Source organism: Acidithiobacillus sp. HP-2 (assembly GCF_015100155.1).
Classification (GTDB): domain Bacteria; phylum Pseudomonadota; class Gammaproteobacteria; order Acidithiobacillales; family Acidithiobacillaceae; genus Acidithiobacillus.
The window spans coordinates 22541-37546 of record NZ_JACKZA010000021.1; the positions used below are offsets into that span (position 1 = coordinate 22541).

The 15006-nt window shown below is 54.7% G+C and carries 11 protein-coding genes; 5 read left to right on the plus strand and 6 right to left on the minus strand.

What is annotated here, in order from left to right:
- Positions 1 to 26: 26 nt before the first annotated feature.
- The 4 genes from H7F11_RS14340 to H7F11_RS14355 all read right to left on the minus strand — a co-directional run bounded on the left by H7F11_RS14340 (position 27) and on the right by H7F11_RS14355 (position 6380).
- Entirely contained in the window at positions 27 to 878 is an 852-nt protein-coding gene (locus H7F11_RS14340) for a DUF1641 domain-containing protein (protein WP_193651704.1), read from the minus strand.
- A 62-nt stretch (positions 879 to 940) separates the two neighbouring features.
- Positions 941 to 2227: an NAD(P)/FAD-dependent oxidoreductase gene (locus tag H7F11_RS14345; protein WP_193651703.1), complete on the minus strand. Its 1287-nt coding sequence runs from the start codon at positions 2225 to 2227 to the stop codon at positions 941 to 943.
- Between the two features lie 163 nt (positions 2228 to 2390).
- Positions 2391 to 3845, minus strand: coding sequence for a cryptochrome/photolyase family protein (locus H7F11_RS14350; protein WP_193651702.1), 1455 nt, complete (start codon positions 3843 to 3845; stop codon positions 2391 to 2393).
- A gap of 39 nt (positions 3846 to 3884) precedes the next feature.
- Positions 3885 to 6380 carry a penicillin-binding protein 1A gene (locus H7F11_RS14355; protein ID WP_193651701.1) on the minus strand — a complete coding sequence of 832 codons (2496 nt, stop codon included), beginning with the start codon at positions 6378 to 6380 and terminating at the stop codon, positions 3885 to 3887.
- A gap of 95 nt (positions 6381 to 6475) precedes the next feature.
- On the opposite strand from H7F11_RS14355, the gene gltX reads away from it, so the two are divergent.
- Together gltX and cysS are read left to right on the plus strand one after the other, a co-directional pair.
- A complete protein-coding gene (gene gltX, locus H7F11_RS14360; RefSeq protein WP_193651700.1) occupies positions 6476 to 7972 on the plus strand; it encodes a glutamate--tRNA ligase in 1497 nt (498 codons plus the stop codon).
- Positions 7972 to 9372, plus strand: coding sequence for a cysteine--tRNA ligase (gene cysS, locus H7F11_RS14365; RefSeq protein ID WP_193651699.1), 1401 nt, complete (start codon positions 7972 to 7974; stop codon positions 9370 to 9372). Before gltX ends, cysS begins: the two co-directional genes overlap by 1 nt.
- Before the next feature lie 27 nt (positions 9373 to 9399).
- Here cysS and H7F11_RS14370 read toward each other — a convergent pair whose 3' ends face one another.
- Entirely contained in the window at positions 9400 to 11865 is a 2466-nt protein-coding gene (locus tag H7F11_RS14370) for an Rne/Rng family ribonuclease (RefSeq protein ID WP_227485536.1), read from the minus strand.
- A 198-nt stretch (positions 11866 to 12063) separates the two neighbouring features.
- On the opposite strand from H7F11_RS14370, the gene rluC reads away from it, so the two are divergent.
- From rluC to H7F11_RS14385, 3 genes are all read left to right on the plus strand, one after another.
- Complete coding sequence (rluC, locus tag H7F11_RS14375) at positions 12064 to 13017, plus strand: 23S rRNA pseudouridine(955/2504/2580) synthase RluC (RefSeq protein ID WP_193651698.1); 954 nt, start codon at positions 12064 to 12066, stop codon at positions 13015 to 13017.
- The gene (locus tag H7F11_RS14380; protein ID WP_193651697.1) at positions 13014 to 13676 is read left to right on the plus strand and encodes an HAD family hydrolase; all 663 of its coding nucleotides are present in this window, start codon (positions 13014 to 13016) and stop codon (positions 13674 to 13676) included. The genes rluC and H7F11_RS14380 overlap by 4 nt, the downstream gene beginning before the upstream one ends.
- A gap of 85 nt (positions 13677 to 13761) precedes the next feature.
- Positions 13762 to 13965, plus strand: a complete 204-nt coding sequence (locus H7F11_RS14385) for a DUF5397 family protein (RefSeq protein ID WP_193651696.1) — start codon at positions 13762 to 13764, stop codon at positions 13963 to 13965.
- 73 nt (positions 13966 to 14038) lie between these two features.
- Here H7F11_RS14385 and H7F11_RS14390 read toward each other — a convergent pair.
- A partial coding sequence (locus H7F11_RS14390; protein ID WP_193658214.1) for an IS3 family transposase occupies positions 14039 to 15006 on the minus strand: 968 nt, incomplete at its 5' end.

A 15006-nucleotide genomic window follows, 5' to 3' on the forward strand; every position in this document is an offset into this window, starting at 1 on the left:
TACCATTCCCTGAAAGAATGAAAAAATTAACCTTTGTGCTTGGGCAGAATACCCGCTTTTTCGAGATAAACGGGCAATACAGCCACCACGCGCATACCCCGTTGCACATCAGGATCTTTGAGCATGTGATACAGACCGGATAGTCCTCCGGCTTTGCCGGTGGCCTCGTGTTCGGCAGCATCCGCAAGGGCAGCGGCCATCAAGCGTCCACTTTGCATAAGACTCGCAGCGGAGTTCATCAGCGGACTATCCTGGCTCTTTTGCACGAATTGTCCCAGCAGGCTTTCCAGATTAATGGTTTCGGCAAAAAGACCAATTTGACGACTGAGGTCCGCAACGCGCTGCAAATTGCCATCGTCCTGCATTTGTTTCAGCAGACGCAAGGCTTCGACAATGGTGGTATCGGCCGAGGTTTCCTGCCAGATATCACCCAGTTCCTTGATTTTGGCCACCACAGCACCGCCCGCAGGCCCCCGGAGAAATTCCAGAACGGCATTTACTTTCGGAATGATTTCGCCAAACATCTGTAGGGCAGATAACCACTCTGCCAAAGGCATTTCATGCAGTTTACTCAGCAGACTGGGGATAAAAGGCTTCAATAACGCGATGCTCTCAGTCACAAAAGCCGCATTTTCACGGATGAGCGCCAAGAGACCGCTTTCGCGCAGGACGTTAAGCGTATCAAGCAGCTCTTCAATGCTCCCTTCCAGATCATAGCGTTCATTCCATGTGCCGGCTTTGAGGGCCAGTTCCATGGGCAGGTTTCCTGCCGGGCTGCCCATAAAGCTTTCGCTACCATGGGCAAGGTCGCCCAAGCGGGCAAGACCTGCCCATTGTTCTGGTGTGAGTTGAGGGGTGAAAGATTCTTGTGTTGCCATAATGCATCTCCCTTGATTTATATCATGCCAATAGTAAAAGAGGGCCTTGCGGCCCTCTTTTTTCAGGCTGCGAAGAGTTTTTCGGCCAGTAATTTGGAAGCGTCAAGCCCCCATTCCGGCATTTTGCCCTTCGTCTTGAAGAAGAGATTTTTGTACTGCATTTTCAGCAAGAAGGGCATATGGCCCATTTTCAGAATCTGGTCAGGACCGCCAAACCAACTGTTGGAGCGGATATAAAAGGCCATGTTGTTGCCCATGTCACCAATACAATAGACTACGGGTTCCAGAGGCTTGTCGGCTTCCACCGGAGCCATTTTCCCCAGATCCTTGGCGATTTGCTTGGCGACAATTTCACATTGGGCATGACCAATTCCGCCCAGTTTCGGCACGGTAATGGCGGCCGCGTCACCCGCTGCAAACACATTGGGATATTTGGGATTACGCATGGTCACATCGGTCACTACAAAGCCTTCATTATCACTGATAGGCAGGCCTTTCATGAAATCATGGGGAACCCAGTCCGGGAAAACCAGTTTCAATTCGGCTTCAATATTTTTACCGCTGGCCAGTTCAATACCGTCCTTGGTTATCCGGGTAATATCTTTGGCTTCATTGACATAATTGAAACCCATGCCCCCGGCGATTTCGAGGAGCTTTCCCACTACTTTTTCACCAGCATCCTCAGCAATCAGGGCCGCTGGGGTAAACACCGTGATTTTATCGGGACCGCCCTTGCCGTGCTGTCCTAACCAGGTAGCCATGGACAACATGGTTTCCACGGGCGGGCCTTCACAGGCCGCTTCAGCACTTGGGAAAGCATGACCACCATACAACTTGACGTCTTTGGTCCCATCGCCCTGATGGAAACGGGCAGAACCAATGGCTACCGGACCACCTTTGTATTCATGGGCCAGGAAATGACGCAATTTGTTACCGTAGTAAAAATCGCTGACCGTATGGCCGTGTTCGGCAAATCCTTCAATTTTATCATAGGCCAGACGATTGCCCACGGCCACAACCAGATAGTCATAAGACATGCTTTCGGGCGCAGCGCCGGGGCGCTCATTTGGCACAAAATCCACACGCCTGGCATCCGGGTCAATGGCTTTGATTTCGGCCTGAATAAAGCCGATATCATCTTCATCCAAAGTGCTGGCTATATCCATTGCCAGGGTTTTACTGGGGTCGCGATCCTCAAAAACTTCGGCAGGAATATTAGGCACAAACAACAAGAAATTTTTGCGATCAATAACGGTGATACGCACCGACTCTCCACACAACTCACGTACTTTTTGGGCTGAACCGAGACCGGCAAAATTACCACCAAGAACGACAACATGAGGCTTCATAGATTTTCCCTCCGTTTTTTCGTCATGAAATTGCAATAATCAACATCCAAATTGAATGAATGTCTCCTTATTAAGAGTAGTAGATAATCTCAAAAGTTCAACAAAACCTTTTTGGATGGTTATCTGGTTCATTATATTAATACGGTATTATATTTTTATTGGATTATAAATCATCAGGTTTTGCCAGATGATTTTTCTTCAGTTTCTCGAAAATATCCAGGGCCCGCTGTCTGACTTCATGGTGATCAATGAGCCGTTGAGGATAATTGTCTCCCAGAACGACCCCTGCCTTTTTAAGAATGTCCTGATCTGCCGCCCAAGGCTGGTGAATAAAGCGGTCGGGCAGAGCGGATAATTCCGGAATCCAACGGCGCAGATATTTTCCTTCGGGATCAAATTTTTCTCCCTGTAATACCGGGTTGAAAATCCGGAAATAGGGAGCTGCATCTGCACCCGAACCGGCAACCCATTGCCAGGAAGCGCTGTTATTAGCCAGATCCGCATCCACCAGGGTATCCCAAAACCAGGCTTCTCCCTGTTGCCAGGAGACCAAAAGATCCTTGATGAGAAAACTCGCGCAAATCATCCGGACCCGATTATGCATCCAGCCACTCTGCCAAAGTTCGCGCATGCCTGCATCGACAATCGGATAACCCGTTTGTCCAGACTGCCAACGCTCCAGCAAAAGCGCATCTTTTTGCCAGGGAAACTCGGCAAACTCCGGACGCAATGGGGTGTCCGGCAACTGCGGAAAATGAAACAGTAAATGCCAGGAAAACTCCCGCCAGCCCAATTCCCGCAAAAAATGTTCCCCTTCATCCGTAAGCTCGGGATGTTGCCGCAAGTGAAAATGCGTTTCCTGCCATATCTGACGAGGACTGATTTCACCATGACTCAGGTGCGGAGAAAGTCGGGATACGGAATTTTGGGCAGGAAAATTCCGCCCCTCACTGTAGTTCACCAGTGATTCATCCAAAAATTGCTGAAGTCTGTTTTTGGCGCCGGTTTCACCGGGGGCCCAGAATTCCGAAAAACGAATAGCCCAATTGGGTTTTTGCGGAAGCAGATGCCAATCTGCCAGAGTTTCAGTTACCAGGTTTTGGGTCAGTTCATGCGGTAAAGACGAAAAATCGGGTTCTGGTAATGCTGGCGCAATGCTGAAGCGAGCCAGGAGGCTTTTCCAGAAAGGTGTAAAAACCTTATAGGGTTTCTTGTCGTGATGATGCAGCCAGGGTTCAACCAGGCAATCACCCGTAAACGAGCGCACAGCAATACCCTGGCTGCGCAACTCGGCCTTGATGGCAGTATCCTGAGCTATTCCAGCAGGATCATAGCGGCGATTCCAGAAAACTGCTCGCGCCGAAGTTTCAGCAATGATTTCCTGCAAAATCTGCAGAGGTTTCCCACGTCTGAGCAGTAAAGGTAAACCATGCCGGGCAAGCGCTTCCTGTAATTGTTGCAGACTATGATGCCGCCACCAGAGCTCGGCAGCACCAGCCTGCGCATCAGCATCATGAATATACAGCGGTATTACTGCTCCTTCCTGGGAGGCTTCCCACAAGGCCGGATGATCAGCGAGACGAAGATCTCGGCGCAACCAGACAATCGTAATGGTCATCCTGTAGCCTCATAGGGTAGATAAACCAAGCGGCGTTCCTCAGAACAGGTTCTTGATGGTATCCATCAATTTGCTCCCCATATCGGTTCCCGCACTACTGTTTGTCGAAGCGGTTGAAGAAGTGGTCGCAATGGGGGGGTAACCCGCCAGATAATCACTGACCCCGATGATGTTGCTGCCGCCACTGATGGTAGGCCCGGTGACCGAAGGGGGACGGAAAAAGCCTGTCGCCGGATTTCCCGCCATGGCAGTACGCATATAGTGAATCCAGATCGGCAAGGCTTCCCGTGCCCCGGCGGCCCAGCGTCCCATGGTATGGTTGTCGTCATAACCCACCCAGACGCTGGTGGTCATGCGTGGACTGAAACCATTGAACCAGGCGTTGTTTTCATTGTTGGTGGTACCGGTTTTGCCGGCAATGTCATTACGTCCGAGGCTTTGCGCTGCCACACCCGTACCAATTTTAATGACCTGCTGCATCATTTGCGTCATCAAATAGGCGACGCCTGGCGGTATGGCTGTCTGTTGGGATGGGGGAGCATAACCCATGGGGCAGTTCAGCAAGGAAATCTGGGTTCCCCGACCATTGACGATTTTGGTAATAAGATAAGGGTGGGGTAGAAAACCACCGCTGGAAAATACCGAATAGGCTCTGGCCATTTGCAGCGGGCTGTAATCTCCGGCACCCAGGACCATGGAAGGTACCTCTGGAACCTGCTTGGCAGGAAACCCAAAACGCTGCACATACTGGGCGGCGTAGGGGATGCCAATATCCATCAAAATGCGGACACTGGGGACGTTGTGGGAGTACGCCAGATTGGACCATACCGGTATGGGCGTGTTCGAGAACTGCTTGCTGTAGTTGGTCGGCGCATAAACCTGCCCATCGGGCAGGGTGATGGACAGAGGGGTATCCGGTATGGGGGTCTGGGGCGTCATGTAAGTGCTTTGACCGGATGCCAGCAGTGCCGGTGCATCCATGGCTGCAGCATAGACAAAAGGTTTAAAACCTGAGCCGGGTTGCCGATAGGCAAATACCGCACGATTAAAGTGGCTGAGTTCGTAGCTGAACCCACCCACCATGGCGTGAATAGCGCCGTTGCGGCTGTCGAGACTGACCAGCGCGCCCTGTACCTTGGGAATCTGGGTAAGCTGCCATCCCGGATCCTTTCCGGCAGAAGACCAGACATTGGCACCCCATTCCTGCCCGGCCCCAGCGGTCATCGCATGAACGTAGGGACGCAGCCAGATCAGGTCGCCGCTATGTAAAACACTATCGACCTGACTGGGCAGGGGACTGTTGAAACGCAGACGGGCCCAGCGCACATCACGCAGGGTCATGGTGATGTTTTTCTTGCCCTCCAGTGAAACCGTAGCCGTTTTGCTATTGGCAGTGATGACTACCCCCCATTTCAGGTTGGCCGGGTCATGAGGCGGGAGGGCATCGGGACGCTGTCCGGTAAGGGCCGTTTGCAGGGCATCGCCACTCAAACGGGCAACAGGCCCACGATAGATTTTCGGGTCCATGCTGGAAAGTCCCATATCGTAGTTTTCCAGTCCTACGGCTACGGCTTCGTTGGCGGCAATCTGATCTTTGGGAATGATGCTGGTGTAGACCTTGAGTCCTGAGCGATAGGTGAAATCACTGCCAAATTGCTGGGTCAGCCAGCTTGCGATCCAGTCGGTGACGTAAGGAGCACTATCTGAAGCCTGGGCATGGAAGCGGGAAAGAACAGGTTCAGCATTGGCCTTGGCGGCTTCAGCCCTGGTAATATAACCGCGATTGACCAGACGCTTCAGCACATAAGCGCGGCGTTTTTTGGCAAGATCCGGATTCATGACTGGATTCAGTACCGAGGGTGCTGGCGGGAGTCCGGCAATGGTGGCCATTTCCCCCAATGTCAGTTGTTCGACACTCTTGCCGTAATACGTGCGGGCGGCAGCCTGAACGCCGTAGGCCCCCTGACCCAGATAAATTTTATTGAGATACAGTTCCAGAATCTGCTTGTGACTGAAGTGGTCCGCCAGTTTGTAAGCCAGTAAAATTTCCGCAATTTTACGGGTGATGGTTTTTTGTGGCGTAAGGTAAAAATTACGGGCAACCTGCTCGGGGATGGTGCTGGCCCCCTGTACAGGAGACATATGGATCAGGTCGACCAGCGCCGCACGTATGATGCCCGGATAGCTGACCGGATAGTACAGTGGATTATTACTGTAAAAACGGGCGTTCTCTGCAGATATGAAAGATTCCTGCAATTTGACCGGAATCTGGTCAATGGGCAGGGCATAGCGCATTTGCGGACCGACTTCCTGGAGCAACGACCCGTCCGCCGCATAAATCCGCAGGGGTTCATCGGGATGCCATTCTTTCAGTTCATGAACGGGCGGCAGGGTTTCCCAGATGCGATACACATAAATACTGATACCAATGAAAATGTTGATGATGATCAGCGCGATGATCAATAAAACCCAGCGTCCATAACGAGGACGTTTGGGTGCCTTGCCACGCGCACGGGGGCTGCCGGTTTGAGCCATGCTGTTTCTTCCATTTCCTGAATGCTTGGCAAAAGAGAGGGGAGACTGCCTTTTACCAAGTATCCTGTTGCCGTTTTGTCATTGCGAGACGGCTTATGGCGCAATACTATACCACCATGAATCTAAAGAGTCGCTTCGCCCCGAGCCCCACCGGCTATCTTCATCTGGGAAATGCCCGCACCGCCTTGTTTGCCTGGTTGGCAGCACGGGCTGTTGCGGGTCGTTTCGTTCTGCGGCTGGAAGATACAGACCAGTCCCGCTCACCGCAAATTTATGAAAAAGCTCTGTTGGAAGACCTGCGCTGGCTGGGTCTGAACTGGGATGAAGGCCCCGACATAGGCGGCCCGGTGGGTCCTTACCGGCAGATGGAACGCCTGGATATTTATCAAAAATACTACGAAGCTCTGCTGGAAACAGGACAGGCTTATCCTTGTTATTGCAGTGCCGAGGATCTGGCCGCAGAACGGGCGGTGCAAAGGGCCTCTGGCAAGCCACCGCGCTATGGCGGACGTTGTCGGCATTTGAATGCGGAGCAGCGCAGTGAGCTTGAAGCCAGGGGTATCCAGCCGGTGTTGCGCTATCGGGTACCTGACTCGGGAATGTTGATCGTGCCCGACCGGGTTTGGGGTGAGCGCAGCTATGCCCTGGCTGATCTGGGTGATTTTGTCATTCGCCGCAGTGATGGCAGCCCGGCCTTTTTCTTCGCCAATGCGCTGGACGACGCCCTGATGGGGGTGAATCTGGTGTTGCGCGGAGAGGATCATCTCAGCAATACCCCGCGTCAGGTTCTGATTTTGCAGGCGTTGGATTTGCCCATACCCGAATATGCCCATCTGCCCCTTCTGCTGGGTAGTGATGGTCAGCCCCTGTCCAAACGCCACGGCGCGGCCAGTTTGCGTGATCTTCAATTGCAGGGTTATCTCCCGGCAGCCGTGCGAAATTATCTGGCCCGTCTCGGTCATCACTACGCGGAAACTGATTTGCTGGATGATCAGGCTCTGGCTGCGGGCTTTTCGGTGGAAAAAATAAGCCGTGCGCCGGGGCATTTTGATGTCGCTCAGCTTCAGCATTGGCAGCGTCTGGCTCTGCAGGCGTTGAGCGATGCACAGCTGTGGGAGTGGCTGCTCGCTGCCAATTCATCCAATATTGAAAATCGTTTATTGGAAAAAATGTTGAAGACTGTTAGTGAAGATGAAAATCTGCCAATACAGTTTGTCGCAGCAGTGCGCGCCAACGTGCTGTTTCCCGAAGAGGCCGTGGATTGGGCAAGACGTTGCTTTGCCGATGAGGCATTTGCTGAATTGGAAAAAGATGACGCAGCACTTGCCGCCCTTGCAGAAACTCCGGCGGAATTCTGGCCGTTGGCTGCGGTGCTCCTCCAGCAGTCAGCCGGAGATTACCGGATCTGGACCAAAACCCTGCAGCAGGAAAGTGGATTAAAAGGAAAATCCTTGTTTATGCCCCTGCGGGCAGCCTTGACAGGACGCAGTCATGGTCCCGAACTGGCAGCTCTTCTGCCTTTAATCGGTATGGAGCGCGCGCAACAGCGCCTGCGTACTGCCGCCAGCGTATTATCTGAAGCGAGAAATTAATGTCGCCATCCCTGCCGTCCATCATTCTTTACGACACCCTGCAGCGTGACAAGACCATTCTGGAACCGGCAACGCCGGGGCAGGTGGGTATTTATGTTTGTGGTATGACAGTCTATGACTACTGTCATCTGGGTCACGCCCGGGTCATGGTCACTTTTGATACGATGGTGCGTTATTTACGGGCACGGGGCATGAAAGTGACCTATGTGCGTAATATTACCGATATTGACGACAAGATTATCCGTCGTGCTCTGGAACAGGGCGAGTCTATTCAGGCGCTGACCGCGCGTTTCATTGAGGCCATGCATGCCGATGAAGCGGCCTTGCTCTGCCAGAAGCCGGACCTGGAGCCGCGTGCTACGGAGCATGTGGGTGCCATGCAAAACATGATTGCCGAGTTGATTGAACGGGGACATGCCTATGCAGCTGCCAACGGCGATGTGTATTACGCCGTGCGCAGTTTCCCTGACTATGGCAAGCTTTCGGGTAAATCCATAGATGAACTCAATTCGGGCGCGCGCGTGGAGTTGGGCGAAGATAAACGCGATCCCCTGGATTTTGCCCTCTGGAAAGCGGTCAAGCCCGATGAACCCTCCTGGTCTTCACCCTGGGGTGAGGGTCGGCCCGGCTGGCATATAGAGTGTTCGGCCATGTCTGCAGATGCCTTGGGCTGCACTTTTGACATTCATGGTGGCGGCGCCGATTTGCAGTTTCCGCACCATGAAAATGAAATTGCCCAATCCCAGGGGGCAGGGTGCGCTTTTGCCCACTACTGGATGCATAACGGCTTTGTGCGCATCAATGACGAAAAAATGTCCAAGTCCTTGAATAATTTTTTAACGGTGCGCGAGCTTCTGCCTCTTTTTTCAGGCGAAGTGCTGCGCTTTTTTATTCTTTCCAGCCAATATCGCAGTCCCTTGCATTATAGTGAAGAAGGGCTGGAGCAGGCCCGTGCCGGATTGACGCGCCTATACACGGCACTGCGCGGCATGCCAGCGCGCCAAATTGTGCCCGAATTGGGCAGTGAATGGCGGGAGCGCTTTCATAACGCCATGAGTGATGACTTTCATACTCCGGCAGCCCTCGCCACCCTTTTTGACCTTGCTAGGGAAATCAATCGCTTGCGAGATGAGCAAAGCGAAGTGGCAGCACCCTTGGCCACCCTCCTGCGCGAACTGGCAGCCATGCTGGGAATATTGCAGGAAGACCCGGAAAGCTATTTCCGGGGTTCCAATGAAAGCGATAATGTCTGGATTGAAGAGCGCATAGTGGCCCGCCTTGCCGCCCGCCAGAAAAAAGATTTTGCGGGCGCAGATGCCATTCGTGCGGAATTGGCTGCTGCAGGAATTATTCTGGAAGATGGCCCTGCCGGCACCAGTTGGCGACGGCATGGAGCCTGAATTGCCGGGCGGCAGCCGCTTTACGAATTAATCGTCGTTCAGTGGCAGGGACTGCTGACCGGGGTCTTCAAGACTTTCTGCAACGTCCCCTTCCGAAACAGCCTTTGTTACTGCCGTTTCAGTAAACAGTGGCAAATGCCAGTCTTCAGGACTTGTTACAGTAGCTGCTGTCGAGGAACTCTCGGTGGCAGAAGGTTCCGCCAGCCCGGTCACTGGCTCAGCCGAGAGTTCTGCTGCTTCAGAATCAGAGGTCAGGACGGACCCTGTGGCGGCGCTCATGGTTTCCGGAGCTGAATCAGGCTGTATTTCCGCTGCTTCTGATGTTTCCGCCCGGGTTTCTTCCTGAGCTTCCGCCGGCGCTTCCTCGGCAGCTGCGATGACGGCAGGCTCGGTAGGGAGGCTCTCGGTCAGCACTGCTGTACTCACCGGAGTGGCTACCAGCATTTGATGCCAGTCGTCCGTGGCAGGAACCGGCCCGGGATAGATCAGCAGTTCACGCGGCGCCGGCTGTTCAAGCTTTGCCGGCGTTTTGGCTGCTGCTTTAGGCGCTGCATGAGTGGTTTCCGGAGTGGCTTCCCCGGTCTCCGTTTCCAGAGCGTTTTCGTTCTCTCCCGAATTACCCTGGGTGGAACGCCGGGCTCTGGCCCGCCGACCTCCGCGCCGTCGACGGCGGCCCCGGTTTTCTTCGCCGGAATTTTCTTCGACTACTTCACTTTCGGGAGCAGGCGGCGCTTCACTGCCATTGCTTTCTGCCAGAAAGGTAGCTGCGTCCACCGGGACATAACGCGATACCAAAGCGCGTACCAGGCGGGCGAGAATCCCCTCTTCGGGCACGGCAGGTTTGTTGTTGCCGCCAGTATTGTTGCTTTTGGCTGCCGGCGCCGGGGTGCGGAGCGGGGGCAGCACATCGGGTGGTGGTGGTGCAGTCAGCGGACTCAGCGCCGCAGATTCGGTACCAGGACGGCTGGGACGTGCGGGTAAAGCATTGTTCAGGTTTTGTGGCAAAGTCCGCGTGGCGCTCGCCTCCATGCGGGTGCGCTCAATGTTGTAGTGCGGGGTTACCAGCTCCGGCTTGGGAATGATGACAATGCGGGTTTCTGTTTTTGCCTCAAGTTCGAGAATCGGCAGACGTTTCTCGTTGAGCAGATAAACGGCCACATCCACCGGTACTTCACAGTGCACTTCAGCAGGACCGGGTTTCATGCATTCTTCCTGCAGTAAGCGCAGCACATGCATGCTGGTTGCCTCACAGCCGCGAATCTGGCCCGTACCATTACAACGCGGGCAGGGTTCCGTAGAAGCTTCTTCCAGGCTGGCTCCCAGCCGCTGCCGGGACATTTCCATCAAACCAAAGCGGGAAATACGGCCGAGCTGTACCCGCGCCCGATCCAGCTTGAGGGCTTCCTTGAGCTTGCCTTCCACTTCACGTTGATGTTTGGGAGACTCCATATCAATGAAGTCCACCACAATCAGGCCACCCAGATCCCGCAGACGGATTTGCCGGGCGATTTCTTCCGCCGCTTCCAGATTGGTGCGGAAAGCGGTTTCGGCAATATCTTGACCCTTGGTGGAACGGCCGGAATTGACGTCCACGGCAACCAGCGCCTCGGTATGATCAATGACAATGGCCCCGCCCGACTCCAGCCGCACTTCCCGACTGAATGCCGATTCAATCTGCTGTTCAATTTGATAGCGGCTGAAGAGGGGCACGTCATTATCGTAATGTTTCAGGCGGTGCACCATTTTCGGCATCATGGCGCCCATAAACTGCACGGCAGCGTTATAGGCGCCTTCCTCATCAATGAGGACTTCACCAAAATCTTCCGAAAAGTGATCGCGCAGGGCCCGGACGACCACATTTCCTTCCTGGTAAATCAGAAAAGGGGCGGCACGGGGTGCGGCTGTATCGACAATGGCCTGCCAGATTTGTTTCAGGTATTCGAGATCACGATGCAGCGCCTCAAGTTCTTGACCAATACCAGCAGTACGGGCAATAACGCCCATATTTTCGGGAATGTCGAGAAGTTGAAGGTGCTGACGAATCTGGGTGCGATCATCACCTTCAATGCGGCGGGAAACGCCGCCCGCCCTGGGATTATTGGGCATCAGGACCAGATAGCGACCGGCCAGACTGACAAAGGTGGTGAGGGCAGCACCCTTGCTGGAGCGCTCTTCCTTGTCCACCTGAACAATGACTTCCTGACCTTCGCGAATCAGTTCTTGAATGCGCTTGCGGCCCTGGCCGGGTTCCTGTTGCTGGAAGTATTCCCGGGCAATTTCCTTGAGTGGCAGAAAGCCGTGACGGTCCGCCCCATAATCAACAAAAGCCGCCTCCAGGCTGGGCTCTACACGGGTGATTCTGCCCTTGTAGATGTTGCTCTTTTTTTGTTCCTTGTAGGCGCGTTCAATATCCAGGTCGAGGAGTTTTTGACCATCTACCAAAGCCACCCGCAACTCCTCCGCATGGGTGGCGTTAATCAACATCCTTTTCATAAGTTCTTCTTTCTCCGGCGCTCAACCCGCATGCTCAATCAAGCAGGCCAGGGAGCGCAGCGTTTGTAATTGGGACCGAAAGGCTTGCCCTTCGATGCTAAAATGGGGGCCGCACCTTGTTAGCGCAGCGTCCTCAGTCGCAATATATGCCATAAAAGAATAGAATCGCAAACGAAAAAATGCAGGGGCGGTGAAAATATGGCGGAAAACGGAGTGCGACAGTGGCTGGTGACCGATGCGGATGCGGGCCAGCGTCTCGACAATTTCCTCCTGCGGGTCATGAAAGGCGTGCCCCGTTCTCACATCTACAAAATCCTGCGTAGTGGCGAGGTGCGGGTCAATAAAGGCCGGGCGCGGCCCCATTACCACATTGCCGTTGGCGATGTGCTGCGCCTGCCGCCGGTGCGGGTTGCTGAACCCAGTGATCCGGCCATTCTGCCTGCCCACCTGCGCGGACAACTGGAATCGGCAGTTCTTTTTGAAGACAGCCATGTGCTGGTACTGAACAAGCCCAGTGGTCTCGCTGTCCATGGCGGCTCCGGTTTGAGCTGGGGCATTATCGAAGCCCTGCGCCAACTGCGGCCAGAAGCCCGGGAACTGGAACTGGTGCATCGTCTGGATCGCGACACTTCCGGTTGTCTGGTGCTCAGCAAAAAGCGCTCGGCACTGCGGGCGCTGCATGAGGCCTTGCGCCAGGGACAGATGGAAAAACAATATCTGACCCTGGCCCTGGGTGACTGGAAAGACAAAACCCGCTCCGTGCGCCTGGCCTTGCGCAAAAATACCCTGCAATCGGGAGAACGCATGGTGCGGGTGGATCCGGTCGACGGCAAACCCGCACATACGCGGTTTTCGTTGCTGGAGCGTTTCCCCGGCGCGGCGTTATTGCAGGCCGATCTGGATACCGGACGTACCCACCAGATCCGGGTACATCTTCAGGCCATAGAGCACCCGGTGGCGGGTGATGAAAAATATGGCGACGCAGCTTTCAATCAGCGCCTGCGCAGTCTGGGCTTGCGCCGCCTGTTCCTGCACGCGGTCAGCATTCGTTTTACGCATCCTCGCGATCAGCAGCCCGTGCATATCCAGGCCCCGTTGCCTGCAGAGCTGGAAGGATTGCTTCAGCAATTACGTCAGGAGCCCAAATCATGAATTCTGCGCTGCAGGATCGCCGTCTGATCATATTCGACTGGGACGGCACTTTGATGGACAGCATACCCACTATTTGCCGATGCCTTGCCCATGCATTCTCCTATGCCGGGCTGGCCGATCGCGGCGAAGAGCAATATAAGGAAATTATTGGCTTAGGCCTTGGTGATGCGTTGGCGGTTCTCGCCCCTGATGCAGACGAAAACTTGCGTTCCCGCATTCTGGAGGGGTACCGGAATTGCTTTTTTTCCACCCCGGCAGTCGATATGCCACTTTTCCCTGGAGTGGAGCAGACGATCATTGCCCTGGCGGATGCTGGCTTTCAAATTGCCGTGGCAACGGGCAAGGCGCGCCGTGGTCTGCACAAGGTGCTGAATGAAAACCCGCACCTGGCGGCACGCATCAGCGCCAGTCGTTGTGCGGACGAAACCCGTTCCAAGCCCGATCCCCTGATGCTCGAACAGCTCCTGGATCATTACGCGTTGGCACCCGAAGCCGCCGTCATGGTCGGGGATACCGTCCATGATATGGAAATGGCCGTAGCCGCTGGCGTGTTGCCGGTAGGCGTTCTTTGCGGCGTACATGACAGCCAACGGCTGACGCGGGCGGGAGCGGCGCTGTGCTTGCCTGATCCGAGTTTTTTGCTTCGTGAGGTTGGTTGAAGCTTTATTCATGCCATTCATTCGGTTGACTTTGCCTTACTGATGTCTTTTTGACAATATTGAGTACCAATGAGGAGAGCAACCCATGCATCCAAACATCGCAGAATTTCCGCATCCTGCACTCATCGGAACCTTTCGCCAGTTCGGACCGTTTGGTATTGCCTACCAGATACTCAAGGAAAGCCATGCCACCGCGAAGGGCTGGACTGTCGAGATTGAGGTGCCACAAACAGGGGAACGCTTGGAATATCCTTTGAAGGATGCTCTTGACGATCCAGAGGCACGCTAGTGTTCGCCATCGCTTTTGACCTGACCGTTAAGGAAGCGGCGTCTGTCAAGGTAGTTGTCGCGTCCCCCATTTTTTAAGTAACCTTTTTATCCTGCCGCTGCGGGTTCAGATCTACCGCACCGACGGGTGTCCAATTGCGTGTGTGGCCTGACCAGCGCGCTGGGTTTCTCGCCTTGGCCGCCTCATAGAGGTCATGGCGCCTCGTCAGCAGTGCATGATCCTCGCCCCGATGGCGCTGGGCGGGGGTGACGAAGCGAATGCGGCTGTGACGATGCTCATGGTTGTACCAGGCGATGAAGTCACGCACCCAGATCCGGGCAGCTTCAAGGCTTGCAAAGCCGCTTTCCGGCCACTGTGGGCAGTATTTCAGCGTCCGGAACAGCGACTCTGAATACGGGTTGTCATTGCTGACCCGTGGTCGGCCACGGGATGGCGTGATCCCCAGATCATAAAGCTTGGCCAGCAGGGTGGATGATTTCATCGGGGCACCATTGTCGGAGTGCAAGACCAATGGCTGCCGCCAGCATTGCTCCACCATAAAGCCCCTTTGGATGAGCGCAGCGGCATACTCGCCACTCTCCTCCGTATGGACCTCCCAGGCCACCGCCTTGCGGCTGTATAAATCCTCAAAGAGGTAGAGATAGTAGTACTGCCCCCGCACCGGCGACGGCAAGTACGTGATATCCCAAGACCAGACGGTATTGGCTGCGGTGGCCGTATGGGTGGTGGGTAACTTCCCTTTGCGGGGCGGGTGCGCACGACCCCGTCGTGCGTTCATACCTTCGGCCTTGAGGATCCGGTAGAAAGTGGACTCTGATGCCAGATAAACCCCCGCATCCGCCAGCCGTGGCACGATCTGGGTGGGTGGCAGGTGTGCGGTATCCGGACGATGACAGGCGTCCAGCACTTCCTGCACCTCGGCTTCACTCAGCTTGTTGCTGGGTGCCGGTCGTTCCACCGTCGTGCGGGCATCCGCCTTCACCATTCCCTGCTCCTCTGTCCATCGCTGGACGGTACGTAATGATAAGCCCGCTTCTGTGC